General features: G+C 50.3%; 24 protein-coding genes. 20 read left to right on the top strand and 4 right to left on the bottom strand.

Translation table 11 applies throughout. The features are described from left to right. Nucleotides 1-22: 22 nt before the first annotated feature. The 12 genes from TRICHSKD4_RS14735 to TRICHSKD4_RS14685 all read left to right on the top strand — a co-directional run bounded on the left by TRICHSKD4_RS14735 (nucleotide 23) and on the right by TRICHSKD4_RS14685 (nucleotide 8,690). On the top strand, nucleotides 23-1,174 hold the full coding sequence (locus TRICHSKD4_RS14735; protein ID WP_009467665.1) for a phage tail sheath C-terminal domain-containing protein: 1,152 nt from the start codon (nucleotides 23-25) through the stop codon (nucleotides 1,172-1,174). After that, nucleotides 1,174-1,677 (top strand): phage major tail tube protein, encoded by a 504-nt coding sequence (locus TRICHSKD4_RS14730; RefSeq protein ID WP_009467664.1) that lies wholly within the window; start codon nucleotides 1,174-1,176, stop codon nucleotides 1,675-1,677. The genes TRICHSKD4_RS14735 and TRICHSKD4_RS14730 overlap by 1 nt, the downstream gene beginning before the upstream one ends. A 121-nt stretch (nucleotides 1,678-1,798) precedes the next feature. Beyond that, entirely contained in the window at nucleotides 1,799-2,071 is a 273-nt protein-coding gene (locus TRICHSKD4_RS14725; protein WP_009467663.1) for a phage tail assembly protein, read from the top strand. A 29-nt stretch (nucleotides 2,072-2,100) separates the two neighbouring features. Further along, nucleotides 2,101-2,223: a GpE family phage tail protein gene (locus tag TRICHSKD4_RS30295; protein ID WP_009467662.1), complete on the top strand. Its 123-nt coding sequence runs from the start codon at nucleotides 2,101-2,103 to the stop codon at nucleotides 2,221-2,223. A 17-nt stretch (nucleotides 2,224-2,240) separates the two neighbouring features. Further along, on the top strand, nucleotides 2,241-4,055 hold the full coding sequence (locus TRICHSKD4_RS14720; protein WP_009467661.1) for a hypothetical protein: 1,815 nt from the start codon (nucleotides 2,241-2,243) through the stop codon (nucleotides 4,053-4,055). 66 nt (nucleotides 4,056-4,121) lie between these two features. Continuing rightward, complete coding sequence (locus TRICHSKD4_RS14715; RefSeq protein WP_009467660.1) at nucleotides 4,122-4,514, top strand: phage tail protein; 393 nt, start codon at nucleotides 4,122-4,124, stop codon at nucleotides 4,512-4,514. Further along, nucleotides 4,507-4,719, top strand: a complete 213-nt coding sequence (locus tag TRICHSKD4_RS14710; RefSeq protein WP_009467659.1) for a tail protein X — start codon at nucleotides 4,507-4,509, stop codon at nucleotides 4,717-4,719. The genes TRICHSKD4_RS14715 and TRICHSKD4_RS14710 overlap by 8 nt, the downstream gene beginning before the upstream one ends. A 23-nt stretch (nucleotides 4,720-4,742) precedes the next feature. Next, a complete protein-coding gene (locus TRICHSKD4_RS14705; protein ID WP_009467658.1) occupies nucleotides 4,743-5,894 on the top strand; it encodes a phage late control D family protein in 1,152 nt (383 codons plus the stop codon). Next, nucleotides 5,863-6,126, top strand: a complete 264-nt coding sequence (locus TRICHSKD4_RS14700; RefSeq protein ID WP_168157033.1) for a hypothetical protein — start codon at nucleotides 5,863-5,865, stop codon at nucleotides 6,124-6,126. The genes TRICHSKD4_RS14705 and TRICHSKD4_RS14700 overlap by 32 nt, the downstream gene beginning before the upstream one ends. Before the next feature lie 27 nt (nucleotides 6,127-6,153). Next, a complete protein-coding gene (locus tag TRICHSKD4_RS31230) occupies nucleotides 6,154-7,728 on the top strand; it encodes a hypothetical protein (RefSeq protein WP_009467656.1) in 1,575 nt (524 codons plus the stop codon). Beyond that, nucleotides 7,725-8,294 (top strand): hypothetical protein, encoded by a 570-nt coding sequence (locus TRICHSKD4_RS14690; RefSeq protein ID WP_009467655.1) that lies wholly within the window; start codon nucleotides 7,725-7,727, stop codon nucleotides 8,292-8,294. The genes TRICHSKD4_RS31230 and TRICHSKD4_RS14690 overlap by 4 nt, the downstream gene beginning before the upstream one ends. A gap of 3 nt (nucleotides 8,295-8,297) precedes the next feature. After that, nucleotides 8,298-8,690 carry a DUF1353 domain-containing protein gene (locus TRICHSKD4_RS14685; RefSeq protein WP_009467654.1) on the top strand — a complete coding sequence of 131 codons (393 nt, stop codon included), beginning with the start codon at nucleotides 8,298-8,300 and terminating at the stop codon, nucleotides 8,688-8,690. A gap of 211 nt (nucleotides 8,691-8,901) precedes the next feature. Here TRICHSKD4_RS14685 and TRICHSKD4_RS14680 read toward each other — a convergent pair whose 3' ends face one another. From TRICHSKD4_RS14680 to TRICHSKD4_RS14670, 3 genes are all read right to left on the bottom strand, one after another. Next, a complete protein-coding gene (locus TRICHSKD4_RS14680; RefSeq protein ID WP_009467653.1) occupies nucleotides 8,902-9,252 on the bottom strand; it encodes a hypothetical protein in 351 nt (116 codons plus the stop codon). A 10-nt stretch (nucleotides 9,253-9,262) separates the two neighbouring features. Further along, nucleotides 9,263-9,931 carry a ParA family protein gene (locus tag TRICHSKD4_RS14675; RefSeq protein WP_009467652.1) on the bottom strand — a complete coding sequence of 223 codons (669 nt, stop codon included), beginning with the start codon at nucleotides 9,929-9,931 and terminating at the stop codon, nucleotides 9,263-9,265. A 77-nt stretch (nucleotides 9,932-10,008) separates the two neighbouring features. Further along, nucleotides 10,009-10,362 carry a helix-turn-helix domain-containing protein gene (locus tag TRICHSKD4_RS14670; RefSeq protein ID WP_040616952.1) on the bottom strand — a complete coding sequence of 118 codons (354 nt, stop codon included), beginning with the start codon at nucleotides 10,360-10,362 and terminating at the stop codon, nucleotides 10,009-10,011. A 693-nt stretch (nucleotides 10,363-11,055) separates the two neighbouring features. Here TRICHSKD4_RS14670 and repC point away from each other — a divergent pair. The 6 genes from repC (at nucleotide 11,056) to TRICHSKD4_RS14635 (ending at nucleotide 16,128) form a co-directional block, all read left to right on the top strand. After that, nucleotides 11,056-12,297: a plasmid replication protein RepC gene (gene repC, locus TRICHSKD4_RS14665; protein WP_009467651.1), complete on the top strand. Its 1,242-nt coding sequence runs from the start codon at nucleotides 11,056-11,058 to the stop codon at nucleotides 12,295-12,297. Between the two features lie 17 nt (nucleotides 12,298-12,314). After that, nucleotides 12,315-12,908, top strand: coding sequence for a response regulator (locus TRICHSKD4_RS14660; RefSeq protein WP_040616950.1), 594 nt, complete (start codon nucleotides 12,315-12,317; stop codon nucleotides 12,906-12,908). Between the two features lie 13 nt (nucleotides 12,909-12,921). Further along, on the top strand, nucleotides 12,922-13,596 hold the full coding sequence (locus TRICHSKD4_RS14655; protein ID WP_009467649.1) for an FkbM family methyltransferase: 675 nt from the start codon (nucleotides 12,922-12,924) through the stop codon (nucleotides 13,594-13,596). After that, nucleotides 13,589-14,140: a hypothetical protein gene (locus TRICHSKD4_RS14650; protein WP_040616949.1), complete on the top strand. Its 552-nt coding sequence runs from the start codon at nucleotides 13,589-13,591 to the stop codon at nucleotides 14,138-14,140. The genes TRICHSKD4_RS14655 and TRICHSKD4_RS14650 overlap by 8 nt, the downstream gene beginning before the upstream one ends. Continuing rightward, complete coding sequence (locus TRICHSKD4_RS14645) at nucleotides 14,137-15,375, top strand: sensor histidine kinase (RefSeq protein ID WP_009467647.1); 1,239 nt, start codon at nucleotides 14,137-14,139, stop codon at nucleotides 15,373-15,375. The genes TRICHSKD4_RS14650 and TRICHSKD4_RS14645 overlap by 4 nt, the downstream gene beginning before the upstream one ends. A 426-nt stretch (nucleotides 15,376-15,801) precedes the next feature. After that, nucleotides 15,802-16,128: a hypothetical protein gene (locus TRICHSKD4_RS14635; RefSeq protein WP_139052145.1), complete on the top strand. Its 327-nt coding sequence runs from the start codon at nucleotides 15,802-15,804 to the stop codon at nucleotides 16,126-16,128. Between the two features lie 229 nt (nucleotides 16,129-16,357). On the opposite strand, the gene TRICHSKD4_RS14630 is transcribed toward TRICHSKD4_RS14635, so the two are convergent. Further along, entirely contained in the window at nucleotides 16,358-16,753 is a 396-nt protein-coding gene (locus tag TRICHSKD4_RS14630; protein WP_009467642.1) for a helix-turn-helix transcriptional regulator, read from the bottom strand. 676 nt (nucleotides 16,754-17,429) lie between these two features. On the opposite strand from TRICHSKD4_RS14630, the gene TRICHSKD4_RS29400 reads away from it, so the two are divergent. Then, on the top strand, nucleotides 17,430-18,566 hold the full coding sequence (locus TRICHSKD4_RS29400) for a site-specific integrase (RefSeq protein ID WP_009467640.1): 1,137 nt from the start codon (nucleotides 17,430-17,432) through the stop codon (nucleotides 18,564-18,566). A 132-nt stretch (nucleotides 18,567-18,698) separates the two neighbouring features. Then, nucleotides 18,699-18,941 carry a hypothetical protein gene (locus TRICHSKD4_RS14620; protein ID WP_009467639.1) on the top strand — a complete coding sequence of 81 codons (243 nt, stop codon included), beginning with the start codon at nucleotides 18,699-18,701 and terminating at the stop codon, nucleotides 18,939-18,941. Nucleotides 18,942-18,972: the final 31 nt, after the last annotated feature.

The following is an 18,972-nucleotide window of genomic DNA, read 5'->3' as shown; positions in this document are numbered from 1 at the left end:
CCTTTTTTGTGGAGCAAATCCCATGACGACAGACTTTTATCATGGTGTGGAGATTGTCGAAATCGACACAGGGTCGCGCCCGGTCAGGACAGTGAAATCCGGTGTTATCGGTTTGATCGGCGTTGCGCCGGACGCTGATGAAAGTGCGTTCCCACTCAATAAACCGGTCTTGATGATCGGTCGGCGCGCATCGGCGGCCCTTCTGGGGGACCGGGGCACTTTGCCAAGCGCGCTGGATACGATTTTTGACCAAGACGCTACAACGGTCGTTGTTGTCCGAGTGGCCGAAGGGGACGACGAGGCCGGAACGCTGGCAAATATTATTGGTGGGTTGGACCCGGATACGGGAGGCTATACCGGAGTGCATGCCTTTAGGGCGTCTGAAAGTCTGCACGGGGTGCGTCCCAAAATCCTGATTGCACCCGGTTTTTCGCACAAGGTTGAAGTTGTCAATGAGATGATTTCTATCGCGGACCGCCTGCGGGCAATTATTTTTGCCGATACCAATGCAGCTAACCCGGCCGAAGCTGTAGCCTTCCGCCGGAATTTTAACTCCAAGCGCGTCGAGTTGATTTACCAAAAGGTCATGGTGTCGCAAAATGGCATCTTGACGGCGGAGCCAATGAGTTCAGCGGCGGCCGGTTTGAGAGCAACCCTTGATCGTGAACGAGGTTGGTGGTGGTCTCATTCTAACCAGACCATGAACGTGTCGGGTTTTGAGCGTCCTGTCGATTACGCCGGGTCAGGCTATGACTCCACGGCCAATTACCTCAATTCACAGGACATTTCCTGCGGTATTCGGAATATGGGCTTCCGCTATTGGGGCAACCGGGGCTGCGCTGATGATCCAAAATGGCAATTCACGGCTGTAGTCCGTGCTCATGACATGATCTTTGAGAGCATTGAGTATGCGCACCGGTGGGCAATTGACCGGCCAATTACCAAGACCCTCTTGGAAGACGTTGCAGAAGGTTGCAACAAGTATTTTCGCTATTTGAAGGCGCAAGAGGCTATTTTGGGCGGCCATGCTTTCCCGTCTGCCGATCTGAACGAGGCCAACCAGATCGAACAGGGAAAGACCTATCTGGATTGCGAATGGACGCCGGTTTATCCGAACGAAAATATGACGTTCCGCACCGTAATTACGGATGAATACATTAAGGAGCTTGTTTGATGGCCCGTGCGAATATTCAGCGAAATATGTCCCTTACTATTGATGGGATTGGCTATGCGGGGGTGGTCAATGAAGTCACACCCCCGGTTATCACCCGTGTTATGGAAGAAACGCGGGGCGGGGGCATGGATGGGGTCTTGAAGGAAGACCTTGGACAGGAAGCCATGCAAATCACCCTGACCATTCACGGCACCAAGCACGAGCTTCTGAAACACCTCTTCGGCCCCGGTCTTGGTGCGTCCATCGTGCTAAGAACGTCGAATAAACAGCAAGGAAAAGGCGGCACCCAGATCATTTACAAGGTCACCGGTTCTTTTTCTTCCTACGATCTGGGCACCCTTTCCATGGGGTCGAAAAACAGCACCACCATCACCGGAGAGGTGGAGCACTACGAGATCATTGAGGACGGCAAGGAAGCGCTCTTCATTGATATTGAGAACTGTATATTCCGGGTCTGGGGCGAAGACTGGAAAGAGGACGAGCGAAACCATATCGGCCTCTAATGCCTGACTTAAAGCCAGTTTAGGCGAAGGCCAAAAATATAAACATCAAGGGGCGGCTTGGCTGCCCCTTTTTTCATGAGTAGCGCCCGCTTCATGTGCGGGAAAATCAAGGAAAAGACCCATGCAAACTGAAACTATCAACCTCCAACACCCCATCACCATTTCCGGTGCTGAGGTTTCGGAAATCGAAATCCGTCGCCCTAAATGGCGGGATATCAAGGGAATGCAAGAGAACACGAAAGGGGAAACGAGCCAGGTGGAACAACTCGTCATGGCGCTTTGTTCTACGCCCATTGGAGGCGGCTTGACCCCCGATGATATAGCGGAACTGGATGTTTCGGACGTTACCGCGATTTCTGACAAAATCGAGGGTTTTATCAAGAAGTCGAAGTAGTTCCCGCCTATTTCGACTTCTGCGAGACATTGGCCGTTGCTTATGGCTGGCCGCCTCATGTCGCAGATGACATGGGGTTGAGCGAAGGGGTCACTTGGTATTTTCGCGCCAATGAATTGATCACAACCCGCGCCAAGGCCGGGACGATCTGAACAGGGGTTTATCCGACATGAGTAAAAAGAACGGACAGGTCGAAATCAAGGTCGGCCTGATCGACAAGATCACTGCGCCCATGCGCCGGGTTGAGAAGGCACTGGACCGTTTGAGCCGCCCTATCAAGAAGATCAAGCGGGCTTTTTCAACCCTTGCCGACGCCAGCGGCCTTGCCAAGGTTGGAGAGCGGGTGCGTGGTTTGACGAAACGGGTCAAAACCTTGGGGGTGACCATCGCCGGGGCGGGGATAGCCGCCACGGCGGCGGCGACCAAAATGGTGACCGGGTTTGCAGGGGCCGGGGATGCGATTGCCAAGATGGGCCGCGCCACGGGCATGAATGTGGAGACCTTGCAAGCCTTGCGATATGCCGGTGATCGGTCGGGCGTAGACAAGGCGTCGTTTGATACGTCTGCCATGACCTTTTCCAAGCGATTGGGGGAAATGAAATCGGGGTCTGGGCCGATGTACGCCTTTTTAAAGAAGGTCGGACCGGAACTTGCAAAGCGCATGGTCGCTGAAAATGACCCGACCAAAGCCTTTGAAATGGCACTGGAAGCCCTTTCTGAGATCAAGGATGAAAGCAAGCGAGCGGCCGCCGCAACCGCTATGTTTGGCCGATCAGGTCAGCGGATGGCCCTTTTTGGCGAGGCTGGCCCGGAAGCTATCGAGAAACTGAAAGCCGAAGCCTTTCACCTTGGCGCTGTTATCAGCGCGGAAGATGCGGCCAACGGAGAAAACCTGACCGACGCAATGACCAATTTGGGCGTTGTCTTTGAAGGTCTTTCCAACAGTATTGGGGCCTCTCTGGCTCCGGTTGTGACCGATCTGATAAACAAGTTCAATGAATTGGTCGCCAATAACAAGGAACTGATTAGAGCGTGGGCCGAAAATTTTGCCAAGGATTTGCCGGGTCATTTGAAAGACTTGAAACAAATAATTTCAGACGTTGGCGAAACGTTCGGAAAGATCAAATCGGCAATTGAGACCGTGACCGGCCCGGTCAGCAATCTTGAATTGGCGATTGGCGCGCTTGGGGCCATCACGCTCGGCCCCTTGGTCGCATCTATCCTGTCAGTTGGGGCAGCACTGCTTAAGGTGGCCTTGATTATGCTGTTTAACCCCGTTGGGCTGATCATCGCGGGGATAGCCGGAGCCGCCCTTTTGATCATGGATAATTGGTCGGAATTGGTCAGCTGGTGGGAGGGAGCTTGGCAGAAGATTGCCGCCGCCTTCGATAAGGGTTGGGTGACGGGGGTCTGGGAAGTCTGGAACCAGTTTAATCCGCTAACCTTGATCATCAAATCCTTGGATCATTTGTCAGAAAAATGGCTGGAATTTTCGCCTGTTGATGTTGTGAACGGCTGGCTGGCTGAACTGGGTGCGCTGGCAGGCCGCTTTTACGAAGAGATGGCGGCTCTTGGCCGTGATATGGTGAACGGTATTCTGGACGGGTTGGCGTCAGGCTGGAATGAATTGACCAGCTGGCTTGAAGAGAAAATGGCGGGTCTTAGATCATTGATTGATCTGGGGTGGTTGGGCGAAAAATTGGGCCTGACCAGCGCACCCCAGACCCCGCCGCCGATTGCACAGAATGACAATCGAAAATCCAGTGTTGCAGCCCGGATTTCTGCGGCTCACGAGGTTGGTGCCGAAGCGCGTAAATCAGTCCACCACAACAAGATTGATAGTTCGATAGGCTCGCTTTCTGTGCATGTCACGTCCCCGCCGGGCGTTGATCCGATGGCCTTTGGCGCACGCGCCGGACAGGCGGCGACCGGCCCCTTGCGTAAACAGCAGCAGGCCGCGACGGCATCGCTGCGCGATGGGTAAAGCGGTGCCTGCTAGAGCGGGGCGTTAGCCGCTCTATCAAACCAGTACAGAAAATGGAGGCGCGGCATGGCAGAAATTGACCGCCGGGTCATGATGGGCCTTGGCCCGTTTCGCTTTGGTATGGCGGAGCGGCCTTATCAGCAAGCGGCCCGGCAATGGTCTTTTGAATATGCCAAAAAGGGGCGGCTTGGAGGCAAAACGGCTCAGCAATATGTCACCGAGGCCCCGCAGGTCATTACCTTGTCTGGCGTGATTTACACGCGCCATGGCGGCGCTGATCAGATTGCCGTTATGGCGGCGGCGGCGGGTAAAGGTCTTCCGATGTTGCTTGCAGATGGAAGCGGGCGAAATTGGGGTCAGGTCGTCATTACCCGCCTTTCTGAAACGGCCACTTATTTTTATCCCGATGGCCGACCCCGAAAGATTGAATTTGACGTGGAGTTGGAAAGCTATGGCTGACTATGAAACCAAGGCGGGCGACATGGTCGACGCTATTTGCGCCGATCAATTGCCGGATGTGGATGTAAGCCACGCCACAGATGAAACCTACAAACTGAACGCTTTCTTGGCTCTTGAAGATATCGTTCTACCCGCTGGCCTGAAAATCACTTTGCCGGATACATCAAAAGAACAGGTTACCCGGCCCTTGCGTGTCTGGGGATAGGCAGAAAACCGAAGGTAACCCGCATGAAACCATATGCCCGATTGCGCCGGGGCGGGATTGATCTGCCCTATGATCTGGACCAGCGGCTTTTGTCCTTGGAGGTGACGGATGAAGCGGAAGATAAGTCAGACGCTCTTTCATTCGAGGTTGACGCCCGCCCAGAAGGTGTCAGCCCCTTTCCCCTGCCCCCCATTGGAGTTGAGTTATCCTGCCTTCTTAGTGACGGGATAGGACAATTAAGGGATATGGGGCGCTATATTATCGATAGCGCGAGCCTGAGTTACGGCACATTGTCGGTTAAATGTCATGCTGCCAATCTGGTGGAAAGCTATCGCACCCCGCGATTTCAGTCGCACCATGGTTCAACCTTGGGCGAAATGGTGCAAGCGGCGGCGGCTCGTCATGGGTATGAACCGGTCATAGACTCGGAACTTGGCGCAATTGAAATTCCTCACCAAGATCAGTTTTCAGAAAGCGATATGAGCTTTTTGACCCGACTGGCCCAGAAGTTTGACGGTGTCGCCCGTCCGATGGATGGGCGCTTGGTCTTGGCGCGGCGGGGAACCGGGCAAGAGGTGAACGGCGCGGCCTTTGACATCATCACTATCAAGCCGAAGGATTGTATTGGCGGAGAGAGCGCTTTCACCTTTGATTATTCCGGCCGTGAAGAAGGTGGCGCGGCGGGCGGAATTTCCGGGACTGAAACTGCCCGCGAACCGGGCGGGTACAGGGCACATTTTTATGATCGGGCAGCGGGGGTTAAGGATTTTGTAGAAGTGGGCAAAGCTCCCTTTTGCGACCTACGCCAAACAGAGGTCAGCCGGGCGTCGGCTGAAGCGGTCGCTGCCAGTGAGTTGAACCAGAAAACACGCGGTGCGGGAAGTTTCTCAGTCAAGGTTTTGGGAAATCCTGACATTCGCGCTGAATGTCTTTTGGAACTGTCCGGCTTTAATCCGGGCATTCCAACCCTTTGGCGGATCAAAACCGCAACGCATAGCCTACAGGGCGGCTATGAGACGGGTTTGACCTGCGAGCTTTACAAGGGTGCATCAGGCGGGAAGCCCACGTCTGGTAACACGGCATCAAGCGGCAAGCAGGAAAACGTTCCCGGCAGAGCAAAGAAAACGGCCGGGAAAAGCAAGTATGGCTGGTCAGCCCCATATGTTGAGGGATGACTATAAACAGGCAACAGATATTAGTTATCAAATGTTTGTTGCTGATTTCACCTTTGAATGTTGGCGGGCGGAAAACCCGGAACATCTGGAAATTGTCGGTCGAATATGGGCGGCAGCAATCCACGAAATGAAGGCCCGCGCTGATTGTGCGGCGGTTTACCGGGGGCGACTGGCACTTTTGCGCTCACCCCCTGAAACAACACCCGACATTCTTCAAGAAACACCAAGCTAGGAGGGCGGCCGAAGGGCCGTTTTTTTTATGGCCATCATAGACAACAAGACCCCGAATTTGGGGTTGCTCCTACCGGATGAAAATAATGACGCACTGGATGATATCCGCCGGATCAAGAAAACCATTACCGATGTTGATCAGCATATTTCAGAGGCAAAGGAAGCCATTGCATCGGTTGGCACCCGCGATCTGGGCGACAATGGCAGTGTGACTGTAACCGCGCCAAAGGCTGGTGAAGTTCTGCGTCATGATGGTCAGGCATGGAAGAATGACGCCTTAACCAGTAAGGACGTGAAGCACGGTACTAAGACGCTGGAAATGGCTCTTGCGCAATTGGCGTCTCAATTGGAGCAGCTGCTCGGAGGCAATGCGCCGGAGTTGCTGGATACCATTCAGGAGCTCGCCAATGCGCTTGGGGATGATCCGAACTTTGCAGCAACCGTGATGGAGCATCAGTCCAAGCGGGCTGTCGAGACTCGCATGGCCCCGGAGGGTGGCAAGCCGCAATATTTTGACCCAACGCGGGGCGACGGCGGCGCGTGGGTGGATATCGGGTCTGGTGACGGGGTGCCGGTTGGCGGGATACTGGGGGACCCTTCTGGCACTGGTTTTGGTCCCGGCTGGCTGAAGCTTGGGAATGGTGCGACCTTTGATGTCACGATCTACAAAAAACTGGCGCTGAAATACCCGGATGGCGTGCTGCCTGATCCTGATGATCGGGTTTTGCGCGGGGCAGGTCCCTTGGCAGGTGCTGCCGGAACGGTGCTTGAAGATGCGTTCCAAGACCACCCGCACGAAGACGCTTACGCCTCCAATGTGTCTGATGGAACCGCGCGCACTTCTGTCCGCACATTCGGTTCCGGTCGTACAGTCGCCGAAACTGGTGAAAGTCAAGAATTGCCTCAGGGTAATGCGGCAGAAGGTAATGAAACTCACCCTCTGACAGGACCTGCATCAGCGGTCCCCGGCGTTCGTACAGCCTCAGAGACCCGCGTCAAATCCCTCACAGTCGATTGGTACATCAAGGCAGCAGATACGGTTGATGCTCCTGAAGTCGTCCAAGCGCTGGCCTATGTTGCATCGCTCAATGCGGTTGTGTCGAAGGCGGGCGAGCTGGAACGTGTCGCGAAAAACCGTGTGGTGAACCAATTCAGTACGCAAGCGACATATACCGCGCCTGCTTGGACAGCAACGTCAGGTATTGAAATTGCGTTGTTTACGACAACGATTGATAACGTGAAGGCCGGGAACCACGTTCAAATTGACCTGTCAATGTTTTTCGAGTGTAACCATAACGTAGTATTGTGGCTGACGCGAAACGGCACCGACTTGTTGCGCGGTACTGGCGGAGGTGCCCCCGGTGCGAATGGACTTTTTACACCTACCTATGACCCCGACAATAACAGCACGCCGGACCATAGAAGCTTGGCAGGCTTTATCGACACCTCGCCTACCGCAGGCAGTAACACTTACCGCCTTATGGCTCAGTCGTCGGACACCGGGACAAAGACAGTTTACATTAATCGTACCGTTTCAGGAGGGACCGGACTGTATGACGAAAAGGGCTCGTCTTGGATTAATTTGAGGGAGCGACAGGCATGACAGGCTTTGTTAATGTTGACCAAGACGGCGTAGTGATCGCTTGGTGTCAGGTTCTGCAGGGCCTTGCGGACCGGGAAAACGCGCATTCCGTCCCGGACGGAGTTTCCCTCGGCTACATCCAGCAGCCAGACGGTAGTTTTGCGCCGCCGCCTGTACCTGTCCGCCCCCTTGATGAGGTCAAATCCGAAGCTGTGAAGGCTGTAAAACAGCGTCATGCAGAAACACTTCGCAGACTTTCAGGTAATGCCAGCGATGAAGAGATGCACTCTTGGCCGCGAAAGGCATTGGCCGCTGAAAAGTATCTGGAAGGAACAGCCAGCGAAAAACAGACGCGGATCATTGAAGGTGGCGCGGACCGCCGCGATATGGCCTTTGATGCTTTTGCCAATTTGATACTAAAGAAGGCGGAAACCTTCGATGATCTGATTGGTCAAGCGGATGATCTGAAAGAGCGAACCGATGCAGCCATAAAAGCGGCAGACACCGCAGAAGAGGTGGCCGCTATCCTCGAAGCCTCTGAGGCGGAAGCGGCGGCGGCTCTAACGAAGTGGCTCTCGGCGGCTTGATCCATGTCCAGCTTTTCGACATTCGAGCATTTCGAGCATGTGCAGGGCACGCGCAAAGCCTATGTTCTGACCAAACCGCTCTATTGGGATATTGGCTGGAAAGGCTCTGGCCACACTGAAATCATCCCGGCAGGAACGCCTTTCGATATTTCTGTTCCGTGGTGGTTGGAATGGGCACAAGACCCACATGACCGCAGTGTACTACCTGCAGCCGCCGTCCATGATGTGTTCTTGCGTCGTGGACGAGATGTGGATTTTGCATCGAGCGAGTTCCGAAGGGCATTGCGAGCAAGAGGCAACAGCCGGAAGTGGTCTTGGTTACTATTCACCTTGACCCTTGTTTGGACAGCTACTCGTAGCGCTTTCAATCCAACGCGCCGAGCCGTATCGGACTGACATACCCCCTGTTTCTGGCCTGCACTACGCTCGGGTGGGAACACATCCTGCTTATCGGACAGTACATCTGGCGCAAGATGGAAGCTGAAATCGCCTAGCGTACGATTTATCACTGAGCCCTAATGGACCCCCACTACAATCAAATAAACCCGCCCCCGGTTCATCCGGGGGCGGGTCTTTTTTTTGTTTTAAGCGGGTGTTTTGGTGAAGCTCAGCGGAACCGGCCGTCAAGCTCTTTCTGGCTGGGCAGCGGGTGACCATCTTGGCGCAAGAGATGATAGAGATAGCCTTTCAGGTCCAACCCCATTTCTGTTGCCCGCGCCCGGAACATATCGCGGATCGGTTCGGGTACGGCCGTAAACGACATTTGCACCCGGTCGGCCTTCCTGAAACTGTCCACCCATGCCAGATGCTCGGAAGCCTTTCCTACAACCATACCGGATATGGCAGCCGCCTTATCAGTCACCGTTCCTTCTTGGTACGGCCCTGTCGGGATGGCCGCTGGTGTGTTGGCATCGTCATCGGGCAGGATAGAGCGCGGTTTTTTCTTGTAAGGTGCCATAGTGTATTCCTTATGCGGCGCGGCTGGATTCGCCGGGCAGAGGCAGGAGCTTTTTGTTTCTGAGTTCCACCAAAAGGCTTTGTGTTAGTCCCTTGGCCCGGCCGGTGACGGCTTCACCTGTGTTCATGGCGTCTTTAAAGCCGGTAGCATGCCATAGGGTTGTGTCAGCAAATTCCAGCTTTTCATATGAAGCCAATTGGTCATTGATGGCAGCGGTCGCACGGGTTTTTGGGTCGAAATCCATCCGCACCCCAAGGGTTGGAATGTGTTGGCGGATCATGTTGGCTGTGGCTGTGACACTCTTGGCCGTGGCAATTGCCCCTTGGGCATCGGGGACGGTAGCCTTGACCGGGATCAGGCACAATTGACTGCCCCCCATGACAAACCCCGCCATCCGACTGTCAAACCCGGCTGTGTCTACGATGATGTAATCGTATTCGGCTCTAAGTTGGCGTAACAGGTCGGTGATATCGGTTTCAGCCAGTTCAGTCACATAGTCGATATGCCCCCTGCCCGGCATATCGACGGCTGCCCACTTGGCGGCGCTTTCCTGCTTGTCTGTGTCTACGATGATGACACGCGCCCCCGGTTCCTTTGCCAACAATCCGGCTAACGCTATGACAAGGGTGGATTTTCCAGCCCCGCCCTTATTTTGTAAAACGGAAAAAACAAATCCCATACCGCACCCCTTAATAACAGTAGTTAGGTGACAGTAGTTTGTTATTAGGTATCTGTCAATAGATGTTTGATATCTGTTTATTTAGTATCATCGTTATCTGCATCGTCATGTTGGATGCTGTCAACACTGAGGCGTATCAGTAGTTCCTCAATCATGTCTCGGTCCATTGGGCGAAGCTTTTGCCATCGGTCAGAAATTCGCTGGCCTTTCTTGCTAAGAGTTACGCCCGAAAGAATATAAGCGGGATCAACGTTCAGAACGTTACAGAGTTGGATTAGATTTTCTACGCTTGGAGTTTTTTCATTCTTTAGCACTTGGCTGACGTAGGTGTTCGCACGGCCCATTTCTTCGGATAGCCTGTACAATGGGCGACCGTCCGTGCGAACAGCGTCCCGCAACCGGTCGCGCCACCCAGCCTCTTCTTTAATCATGAAAATCCCTCTAATGGACGAATAGCTGTCACGCTATAGTGCCAATAAATCTATCTTCTAAAGAAATGGTGTAAATACACAAATGTCTTGACATTATGCGCTATAGATCGCAAAAATTCCATCTGATAAACCTAAAGCGTATATTATAGAGATCATCTGTATGGGGCGCTCTGGTTGTGAGGGTTATATGACTAATGCTTGTAATAGAGGGCCGGAGGCTAAGTGCACCGGCTATCGATTTGTTTCGGCTACAGGTATCCGTGCAGAGATTTATGAAATCAGGGGCTGGTCTATTTCCTTACCTTATATCGAAAGTCTACGGACCCCGTACAGTGAACATATCGCGTCCGAGCGTACGGCAGATCAAATAAGACCACAAAATATGCACAAAAGCGTATTTGACAGGCTACCGCACCATGCGCACACTATTCCAGATGAGAATCACTGAACCTTCTACTTTGCCGGGTTGCCGCCCAACAAAGTAGAAGAGTTCAGATTTTCTGAAAAAGATGCGCCAGTTACCAGCTGGCGCTTGTGTCTAACAGTCCCAGCAAAAAGGTGGTTCCAACAAACACACTAAACGTCCAACCAACTAGGCGTCGGGTCGAGCGTCTTTCGCAATTAGACAAGATCAATTTCCCTGAAAATGGATTGAAAGTCAAGCGGAAGAAGCTCCCGGACGAGGGGAGTCTTATGTCTATCGCCGCTAAATTTAGAACTATAAATCAACAAATAGTCGCTTCTCAGGCGCTGGCTGCGCAAAAGTGCCAAGCCAACACCACGAAAACGGAAGCGGCCCGAGTTATCAAATCAGCCTGCCCGGCCCTTCACATCACACGAGGGCGCTACCAAGCTCTTGATCTGCTTTTGGGCGCAACCCGATCTGGCGATTGGGTCGATGACCGCGAACCGATTGCAACTTTATCGAACGCTTATCTAGCCAATGCGCTGGCTTGTTCAGAGCGCACTGTATCCCGACTTTTAAAAGGTCTGGTAGAAGCTGGTATACTTGCTTATCGGGATAGCCCGACAGGCCGCCGTTTTCGATCTAAAAATGGTCAGGAAGTTTATGGGCTATCTTTTGCCCCTGCCCGTCAGCGTTTGGATGAATTAAGGGTCTTGGCACAGGAGCACCGAGCCAAGCTTGCAAGTGATAGGGCTGCAAAGCGGGCAGTTGAACAAGCCTTGAGAAGCCTTGAAGACCTGCGGATACAGGCGGAAAACGGGGGCGTAGATTTCACGCGCATAGAAGCAGACGCTCTTGCCATCAAGGATATGGCTGCGGATCGTGCAACTAAGGCAGAAGCGCTATCCATTTTGCTTGAAGGTGCGTGGACTGAGGTAGACCAAGCTCTTCATAAAGGACAGAAAATGTCATGGTCGGGTGACAAAACTGACACCCATTTACATCCTACAAACCCAGAAACACACGTATCTAGTAGTGAGCGGACTTGCGCTAACGCGCAAGACATCAGAAATAGCTCTAACATTGCCTCCGGCAATGAAATGGCTCTTGAAAAGGAGCCTTGCGGCGGCGGCTCATCCGAGCAAGAGCAAATACCCCTATCGAGAGACGAACGCGGTAAGACCTCTGTAAGTGGGATTAATTTCCAGTTGGTTCGCACTGCGTTGTGCCAAACACGTCCAAATTTCAATATTGAACTTGACCGATGGTCTGACCTTCTCATGGCGGCCGATACGATCAGGGCCGGTATAGGTCTTTCACCGTCGGCCTACAGATTGGGTGCGGCAAACCATGGGGATCATGTGGCAGCACTTTGCGCGGCGATCATAGCGGAGAAGTTTTTGCGCGGAGCAAATATCAGCAGTCCGGGGGGGTATTTCAGGGGTATGATGGCGGCGGCCGAGCGTGGAGAACTGCGTTTAGATAAGACGCTGTTTGGTCTTATAAATAGTTCCTGCGCAATGAATTAGTAAATGTGGTGGTTTCGATGCTGAGAGTATTAGTCGTTGAAGATCATGACCTTATGCGAAAGGCAATTATTGGGATCATCACAAGATTGCGCGAAAAGAGCTATGTTGTCGGTGTCTCTACACTTTGCGCGGCACTTGAACTTGAAGGGGAGGATTTCGATTTTGTTTTTATTGATCCGGGACTGCCCGGTTTTAATCCGCTATCACGTACAGATAGGCAGCATGTAGTTCTGTCAGCAAGTGAAGCATTCCCGTCGGCGGTTCAAGTCGTAATTACCGGCTCCTATGATTTTCAGGAAAAGGAAAATTTATTGGGAACTGGAACAGAATTATATCTTTCAAAAATAGGATTAGATAGCCGACAGATAGAGGAAATAATAACAAAAGGTGAAGGTAACAAATATACAAAAAATATATCTCAAGAACACGAGGAATATTATTCATTTCTTACAGACCGTGAGCAGAGTATTTATAATTTTGTAAAATCACGGCGAAGAACAGAACGTATTGTCGATAAATACCAACAATACGCAGACCTACATAATATTTCTACGGACACGGTTTGTAAGCATTACAAGAATGCTTCAAAGAAGATTAGAACACACGCTTAATAGGAAGCGGACGATGCTCCATGTAAATTTAGAAGATGTGAAATTGCACCTTGACGAAAATGAAGTTGCCGGAAAAATAGTCGATGCCTTGCTCAATAAAACGTATGAGTCTGATGAAGCCTATTGTGTGAAAAATCTTGTAAAGCCCGGTGATCGTATTCTGGAAATCGGTGCCGGTATGGGTTTTATTACAACGATTTTGAGCCAGATAGAAGACGTTAAAGTATGGAGCTTTGATGCAAATCCGGCTCTTATCGAATTACTCAAGAGAACAGCAACCATCAACAACAACAATGTCGCCTCGTTGAATATCGGGGCCTTTTCTGCAAAAGCCCATGGAGAAATGGATTTCTATATCCGGCAAGAGTTTTGGATGTCGTCCTTGTATAAGGAACAAGGCCCATATGAGGAAGTAATTAAGATAAAAACTCGAAATATAGACGATTTTATACGTGATAATTCGATAAACTGCTTAGTAATGGATATAGAGGGGGCGGAAAAGGAAATTCTTGAAGATGCGAAATTGCTCGGGATAGAACGCATTTGTGTGGAATTACATCCGCAAATATACGGCCACACAGGAATAGGATCGATAAATAACCATATAAATGGTAAAGGCTTTAGAATAAACAAAAAATACTCTAGTAATTTGTGTATTTCTTACGATAGGGAGAGTCAAGATGTTTAATAAAAGTATTGTACTGCTGTTTTCTATATTTACTGCCTTGTTGAATATTCCCATGCCCGCAATAGCGGGCGGTTCCTTTGAAAATATGGAAATATTTAACGAAGAAGGAGACGTTGTAAGAAAATATACATTAGAAGACCTAAAGAATGAATATGAACAGAATACCATAGAAACTATAACGCCTTGGTCGAATAACCAAGAGATATTATATCGAGGCCCGTTTCTTGGAGATTTGTTGTTACGGCATAACAATACTGGCGGGGATGATATCGAGATATCTGCGCATAACGGCTTTATCTCAGGTGTGAAAAGGTCAGAAATTTCACAATACGCACCAATATTGGCGGTGGAGCGGAATTGTGAACCGCAAGATTACATTACTGAAGCTTGTGCAGATGGGCAGTTATTTAGACCAATAACCATTCCAGAAAATGGCCCGATATTTTTGGTGTGGCCGCTCAAAGAACTGCCGGAATATTACCTGAATATGAGGAATGCAATTTGGGTATTTCATGTATCGGCAATAGCACATAGCAAGAAATGAAAAAATTGCGAGAAAATAGCCAGTTAATATTTGGCGTTATTGGCGCGTTTCTTTTTGGTTTGCTAGTATTAATATTGATTACATCCGAATACGATAGACGAAATATGTCTTTTTATTTGAATAGAAATATCGAGATACAATGGAGAATTGCGCAAATAAAAGAACGATTGATCCATGTCTTGTATAGCAATATTGGAATGTCGTTTGATGAGAGATTTGAACGAGAAGCGCAGTTTTTTATCGCTAGCATTAGGCAGATGAATAGCCTTGGATATCTATCCGACTATTTTGAACCAGCCGATATAAAGCATTTGCAAGAGATAGAGAGAAGCGCAGAGATATGGGTTAATCCGGGGAAGACACGTGCCACCTCGGAGAGAGTTTATTCAGAAATAGAAAAGACGCTTAAATATTTAAATAGACTTTCCTCTATCTCTGTTGAAAATCGACAGGAAATACAGATAGAAGCAAATACGCGTGCAAACTATAAGATTAAAGTAGGGGTATTTGTTGTAACAATAATACTTTTATATGTATTTTACATATTGATATATCAGAGGTATGTTTTAGTCCTAAATCACAATAAAAGAATACGGGATTTTGTTTCGTTATTTGTCCATATGACACGCACGCGCATTGCAGGCTTGCGGTTATTTTTCGATGGCCAGCCATCGAGCGCCGGATGTGTGCAGGATGATGCACTGAATACCATAGGTGAGTTGGAAAAGATAAATGCAGCTCTATTGAAGATGACTAGTTATCAGCCCGAATATAGTACGGGTTTGCTTATGGATGTGTTGGAGAGCATCCCAAAGCGAGATGTTATTATAAAAACAGAGACTAACATAACACACTTTTATGTAAATGTAGACGTATTGAAAGCTGTTATTCTTGAGGTAGTCCAGAACGCATTAGATGCGACGAGAGACGAAGTAAGCCCGGAAATTATAGTTATTGTGGGCAGAGCGTATAGAAGGTTTTACATAGGCAGATACATGGTGCCCATTGTCGTGAAAGATAATGGGATGGGAATGGATGATGATATTAAAAGCAAAGCAGTCCTCCCGTTTTTTTCGATTAAAGGTGGAAGTCATACGGGGTTGGGTTTGTCTGGCAGTATTGGAATGATGTCCGCCATAGGGGGCCGATTGAGCATCGAGAGTGAAAGAGGCATAGGAACTCAAGTAACGTTGAATGTTCCGGTGTCTTTAAAGGGTCACAGTCAGATAGATTGAGAAGACACCGTTCAGTAAATGTTTTTCTGACAAAGAACCAAGGAAGCCCTACCCGTGAAAAATAGGGGGTAGGTAACTACCCTTTATACTTTAATGAAGCTGGATACTATCCACGCGGATAAAGTGACCAAAGGGAATAGGTATGGACACTGAAAGAATATCTGCGCTTTCTCGGAATTTATATACCGTTATAAAAAATTCAGAAGAAACGGAAAGTGATGAGGTGCTTTTTGTTTTGTCACTACTAACGTATTCATTCATACGCGGTGCAGATGCAACGGAATTTGAGACGGCATTGTCAAAAACAATCACGGATTTTGAAAAAAACATTCGAATGATCGGGGATCACAACGTTAATATTTTGAATTAATTGCTAAATTAGGAATGTTCATTGTGATGTTACGGCAAAGAAAACCCCCGAAAGGCATGCGCACGGCTTCTGGCCGAAAATCGCGCTCAAAAGAAGCCCAAAAGCAGGTGGAAGGTGATGTTCGGGCAAATAATTTGAAAGCACGGCAACGTATGTTTGGTTGCAGCTATGTGCAGGGTGCTAACCCGGAAGTCGTGAGCAACTTGCGGCTGTTGCGTCAGTTTATGACGGCACATAATCACACGCTGACAGGCTCACAGGTCGCAGCTGTTGAATTTATTGAACGATCCTATCAGGCTTATGCTAGGGCAGTGCAATCTCCGGCGGCGATTTATGGCGCTGGGGAGGGGCTGTTCTGCCTTGCCCCCGGAAGCCGTTCTTGAAGCATCCGCCCGTCGGGCGGTTGCGGAGTGGGAGGGGATCGTCAACGTGCTTGATCGTAAGTTGTTTAACCCATTGCGCCGGTTCCAATTTATCAACATGGTTGTTCGTGGTGAACGAAGTGCGCATCTTGTCCCGGCCGTCATAAGTGGTCTTAATGCTGTTGCTAAACAATATCTATTATCTAATAACCGGCAATAGATAATAGATTGGAATACGTACTAATTCCCGTCATTTAGGCCAGTCATGAGGTCTATACCCGGACAGATATGCCCTGATCAAGCGCACATGATGGGCTTGGATCGGAATGCGGCCGAGTTCCATTTGACTGATATGAGAGCGGACGCTTGCACTTGGCTTCAAGCCTATTAGTGGCGCAAGCTGGGAGCCTGTCAGCTTTAGCTCTTTCCTCGCATCGCGCAAAACCTCCCCTGTCATTGGCCGAATGCCTAAAGCCTTTTGCTCTGCCTCATAGGCGTTGAGAGCCGCCCGCATCTGCCCCCGGTCGCTTGGATCATCAACACAGGCGGTTAGTGCGGCTAAATCTTCTTTCATTTCATTAAGTGTAAGCCCCAGCGTTTTGCGGGTTATCCCAACCGTTCGTTCAATTATGCCTGCGTCTATCACGTCTTGGCCTCTATCAATTGTATGATAATTCAATACATGAAAAATCAGGGTATGCAAAGGCTTTCATGAAGGTTGACAGTGGTGTGTGATAGAACAGGAATTATACTGGTAATTATCTGTTTCAATATTTGACACCAAAAATCAATTGCTTGCAACAAATCCGTAGGAAGATCAGGCAAGCCGTAGGGTCCGACTTGGGTGCGGTGGTTGACAAAGCAAAGTAGCTTTTTGCGTGGTTGACACTAGGAATTTTGACGAAAAAAATTTCGTGCGAACCGGAAAATTTTTGAATGAATGAAAATCGTGCGCGTCCTTTCACGGGTCCTTCCCCCGCCCCCCGGCCTCTTGCGGGTGCGTGGCCTGCGCAGAAAAATCCCAGTTGTCGGGATTTTGGTTTGAGTGGACACATAAGCCGGTTGGTTGACAGCTCGCACCGCTCCACTGTCGCAGAAGTCTGCCGGACTATTTCTGCAATTCGCCGGTCAGGGGTGGCGGGCAGGTGCGCGCTGGTTGACACAAGAAGCCCAGCAAGGTTGGGTTGGCGACACAATCGGTTGACACATAAAGCACCCGGTTTCAATTAATAGGTAACAAACAATAGAAGATAGATAATAGATGATGGTTATTTGAGGTGAGGGGCAAGGTAGCTATAACAGACGGCCGAACCATAAAGGCCGTGATCAAGCGGGCCGGGGAGACCGGTAAGCAGGTTATCGCCGGGGCAGGGGAAAACCTCTATTTGCGCGCAGCCCCATCGGGTGCAGCCCGCTGGGTGGTTATCAAGCACATGGACGGCAAGAACCGGGAGCGCGCCTTGGGTAGATACCCGGAAACCACTTTGGCCGTGGCTCGTGCGCAGGTTCCAGCCATAGTCGCTAAATTAGAAAGAAAACTAGCGCGCATTCGAACCCCAGACGCACCGACTAAATTCCATAAATTTGCTGAATGGTATTTCGATAATCATCATCGCCCCGGCTTGTCATCGACTAAAGGGGTAGAGATGTGGCGGTTAGTATTAGGCAAGTATCTTAAACCACTCGGTCATCTGCGGGTGGAGCAAATCAGGCCCCATCACGTCGCGGAAGTTTTAACGAGCCTCACAGACCGCCCCGCCATGATGCGGGATGTCAGGGGCAAGCTGGCGATTGTCTTGGAGGCCGCCCGAGCTCTTGGGCTGACAAATACAAATGCGGCTGACTGGTCGATTGTGAAATTCCATATTCCAGGTGCTGCGGTCAAAGGGCGCAAAAGCTACCGGTCAGAACATCACGGCGCTTTGGAGCTTGATCACATGCCAGCCCTGATGGGCTATTTGCGCGCGCGCGACACGATGGCTGCCCAATGTCTGGAATGGCTGATCCTGACGACCACCCGAAGCACGGAAGCACGTGCGGCCATGGTTGAAGAAATCGACCTTGACGCGGCAATCTGGGCGATTGATCCGGCTCGCATGAAAAAAGGTATCTTGCACCGTATTCCATTAAGCCCGCGAGCTATCGAGATTGCGGGCGAAGCAATCGGGACGCGGACCAGCGGCCTTTTGTTTCCGGGCCGGTCTGGCACGAAGCCTGTTTCAGATCAAACTTTGCGCGATTTGGTTTTTGGATACGAGTGTCACGAACTTGGCCGCGCTGCACCCCGTGCAACGGTTCACGGGTTCCGAGCCTGTTTTGGGTCATGGGGGCAACGGCAGGGGTATGCGGACGAGGTGTTAGACAGGCAATTATCCCATGTGGCTGACGCCTATTTGCGGGACGATGTTTTGGAAATTCGCCGCGAGATTTTGAAGCGTTGGCAATCGGCATTAGTTTAATGTATTAAAAAATAATACAACATAAGCAAATTAGTATGAAAATATAATACAAATAGCTTGACCGTGTGACCGGGTGAGGGTACATATAAACCCGTCAACAGGGCATAGCGCCCGCCTCGCATGGAGAAGAAAATGACATTCAATAAATGGCTGGATACCCTTTTGGAAGAAAAGGGCATTGATCTGGAACAGGGTTTGACCGTTAAAGGCCCGTCAGGCCCCAATTACATGCCGGTTGGCGTGATCGTGGATGCGATTAAATCCGCACCTGAAACAGAACGCGCTGCTATCAAGAAAACCTTGATTATGATTGATTTTCACAATCGGAGTGTTGTCGATTATCTGAGGCATCTGGGTCAGGCAATCGCGATCTAATCATGACTAAGCCCCGGTTTAATGCCGGGGC

Origin of the sequence: Roseibium sp. TrichSKD4, from assembly GCF_000148725.1 — a bacterium.
GTDB lineage: Bacteria > Pseudomonadota > Alphaproteobacteria > Rhizobiales > Stappiaceae > Roseibium.
The sequence above is the reverse complement of the archived record's forward strand: the minus strand, read 5'-3'. Positions and strand labels throughout refer to the sequence as shown.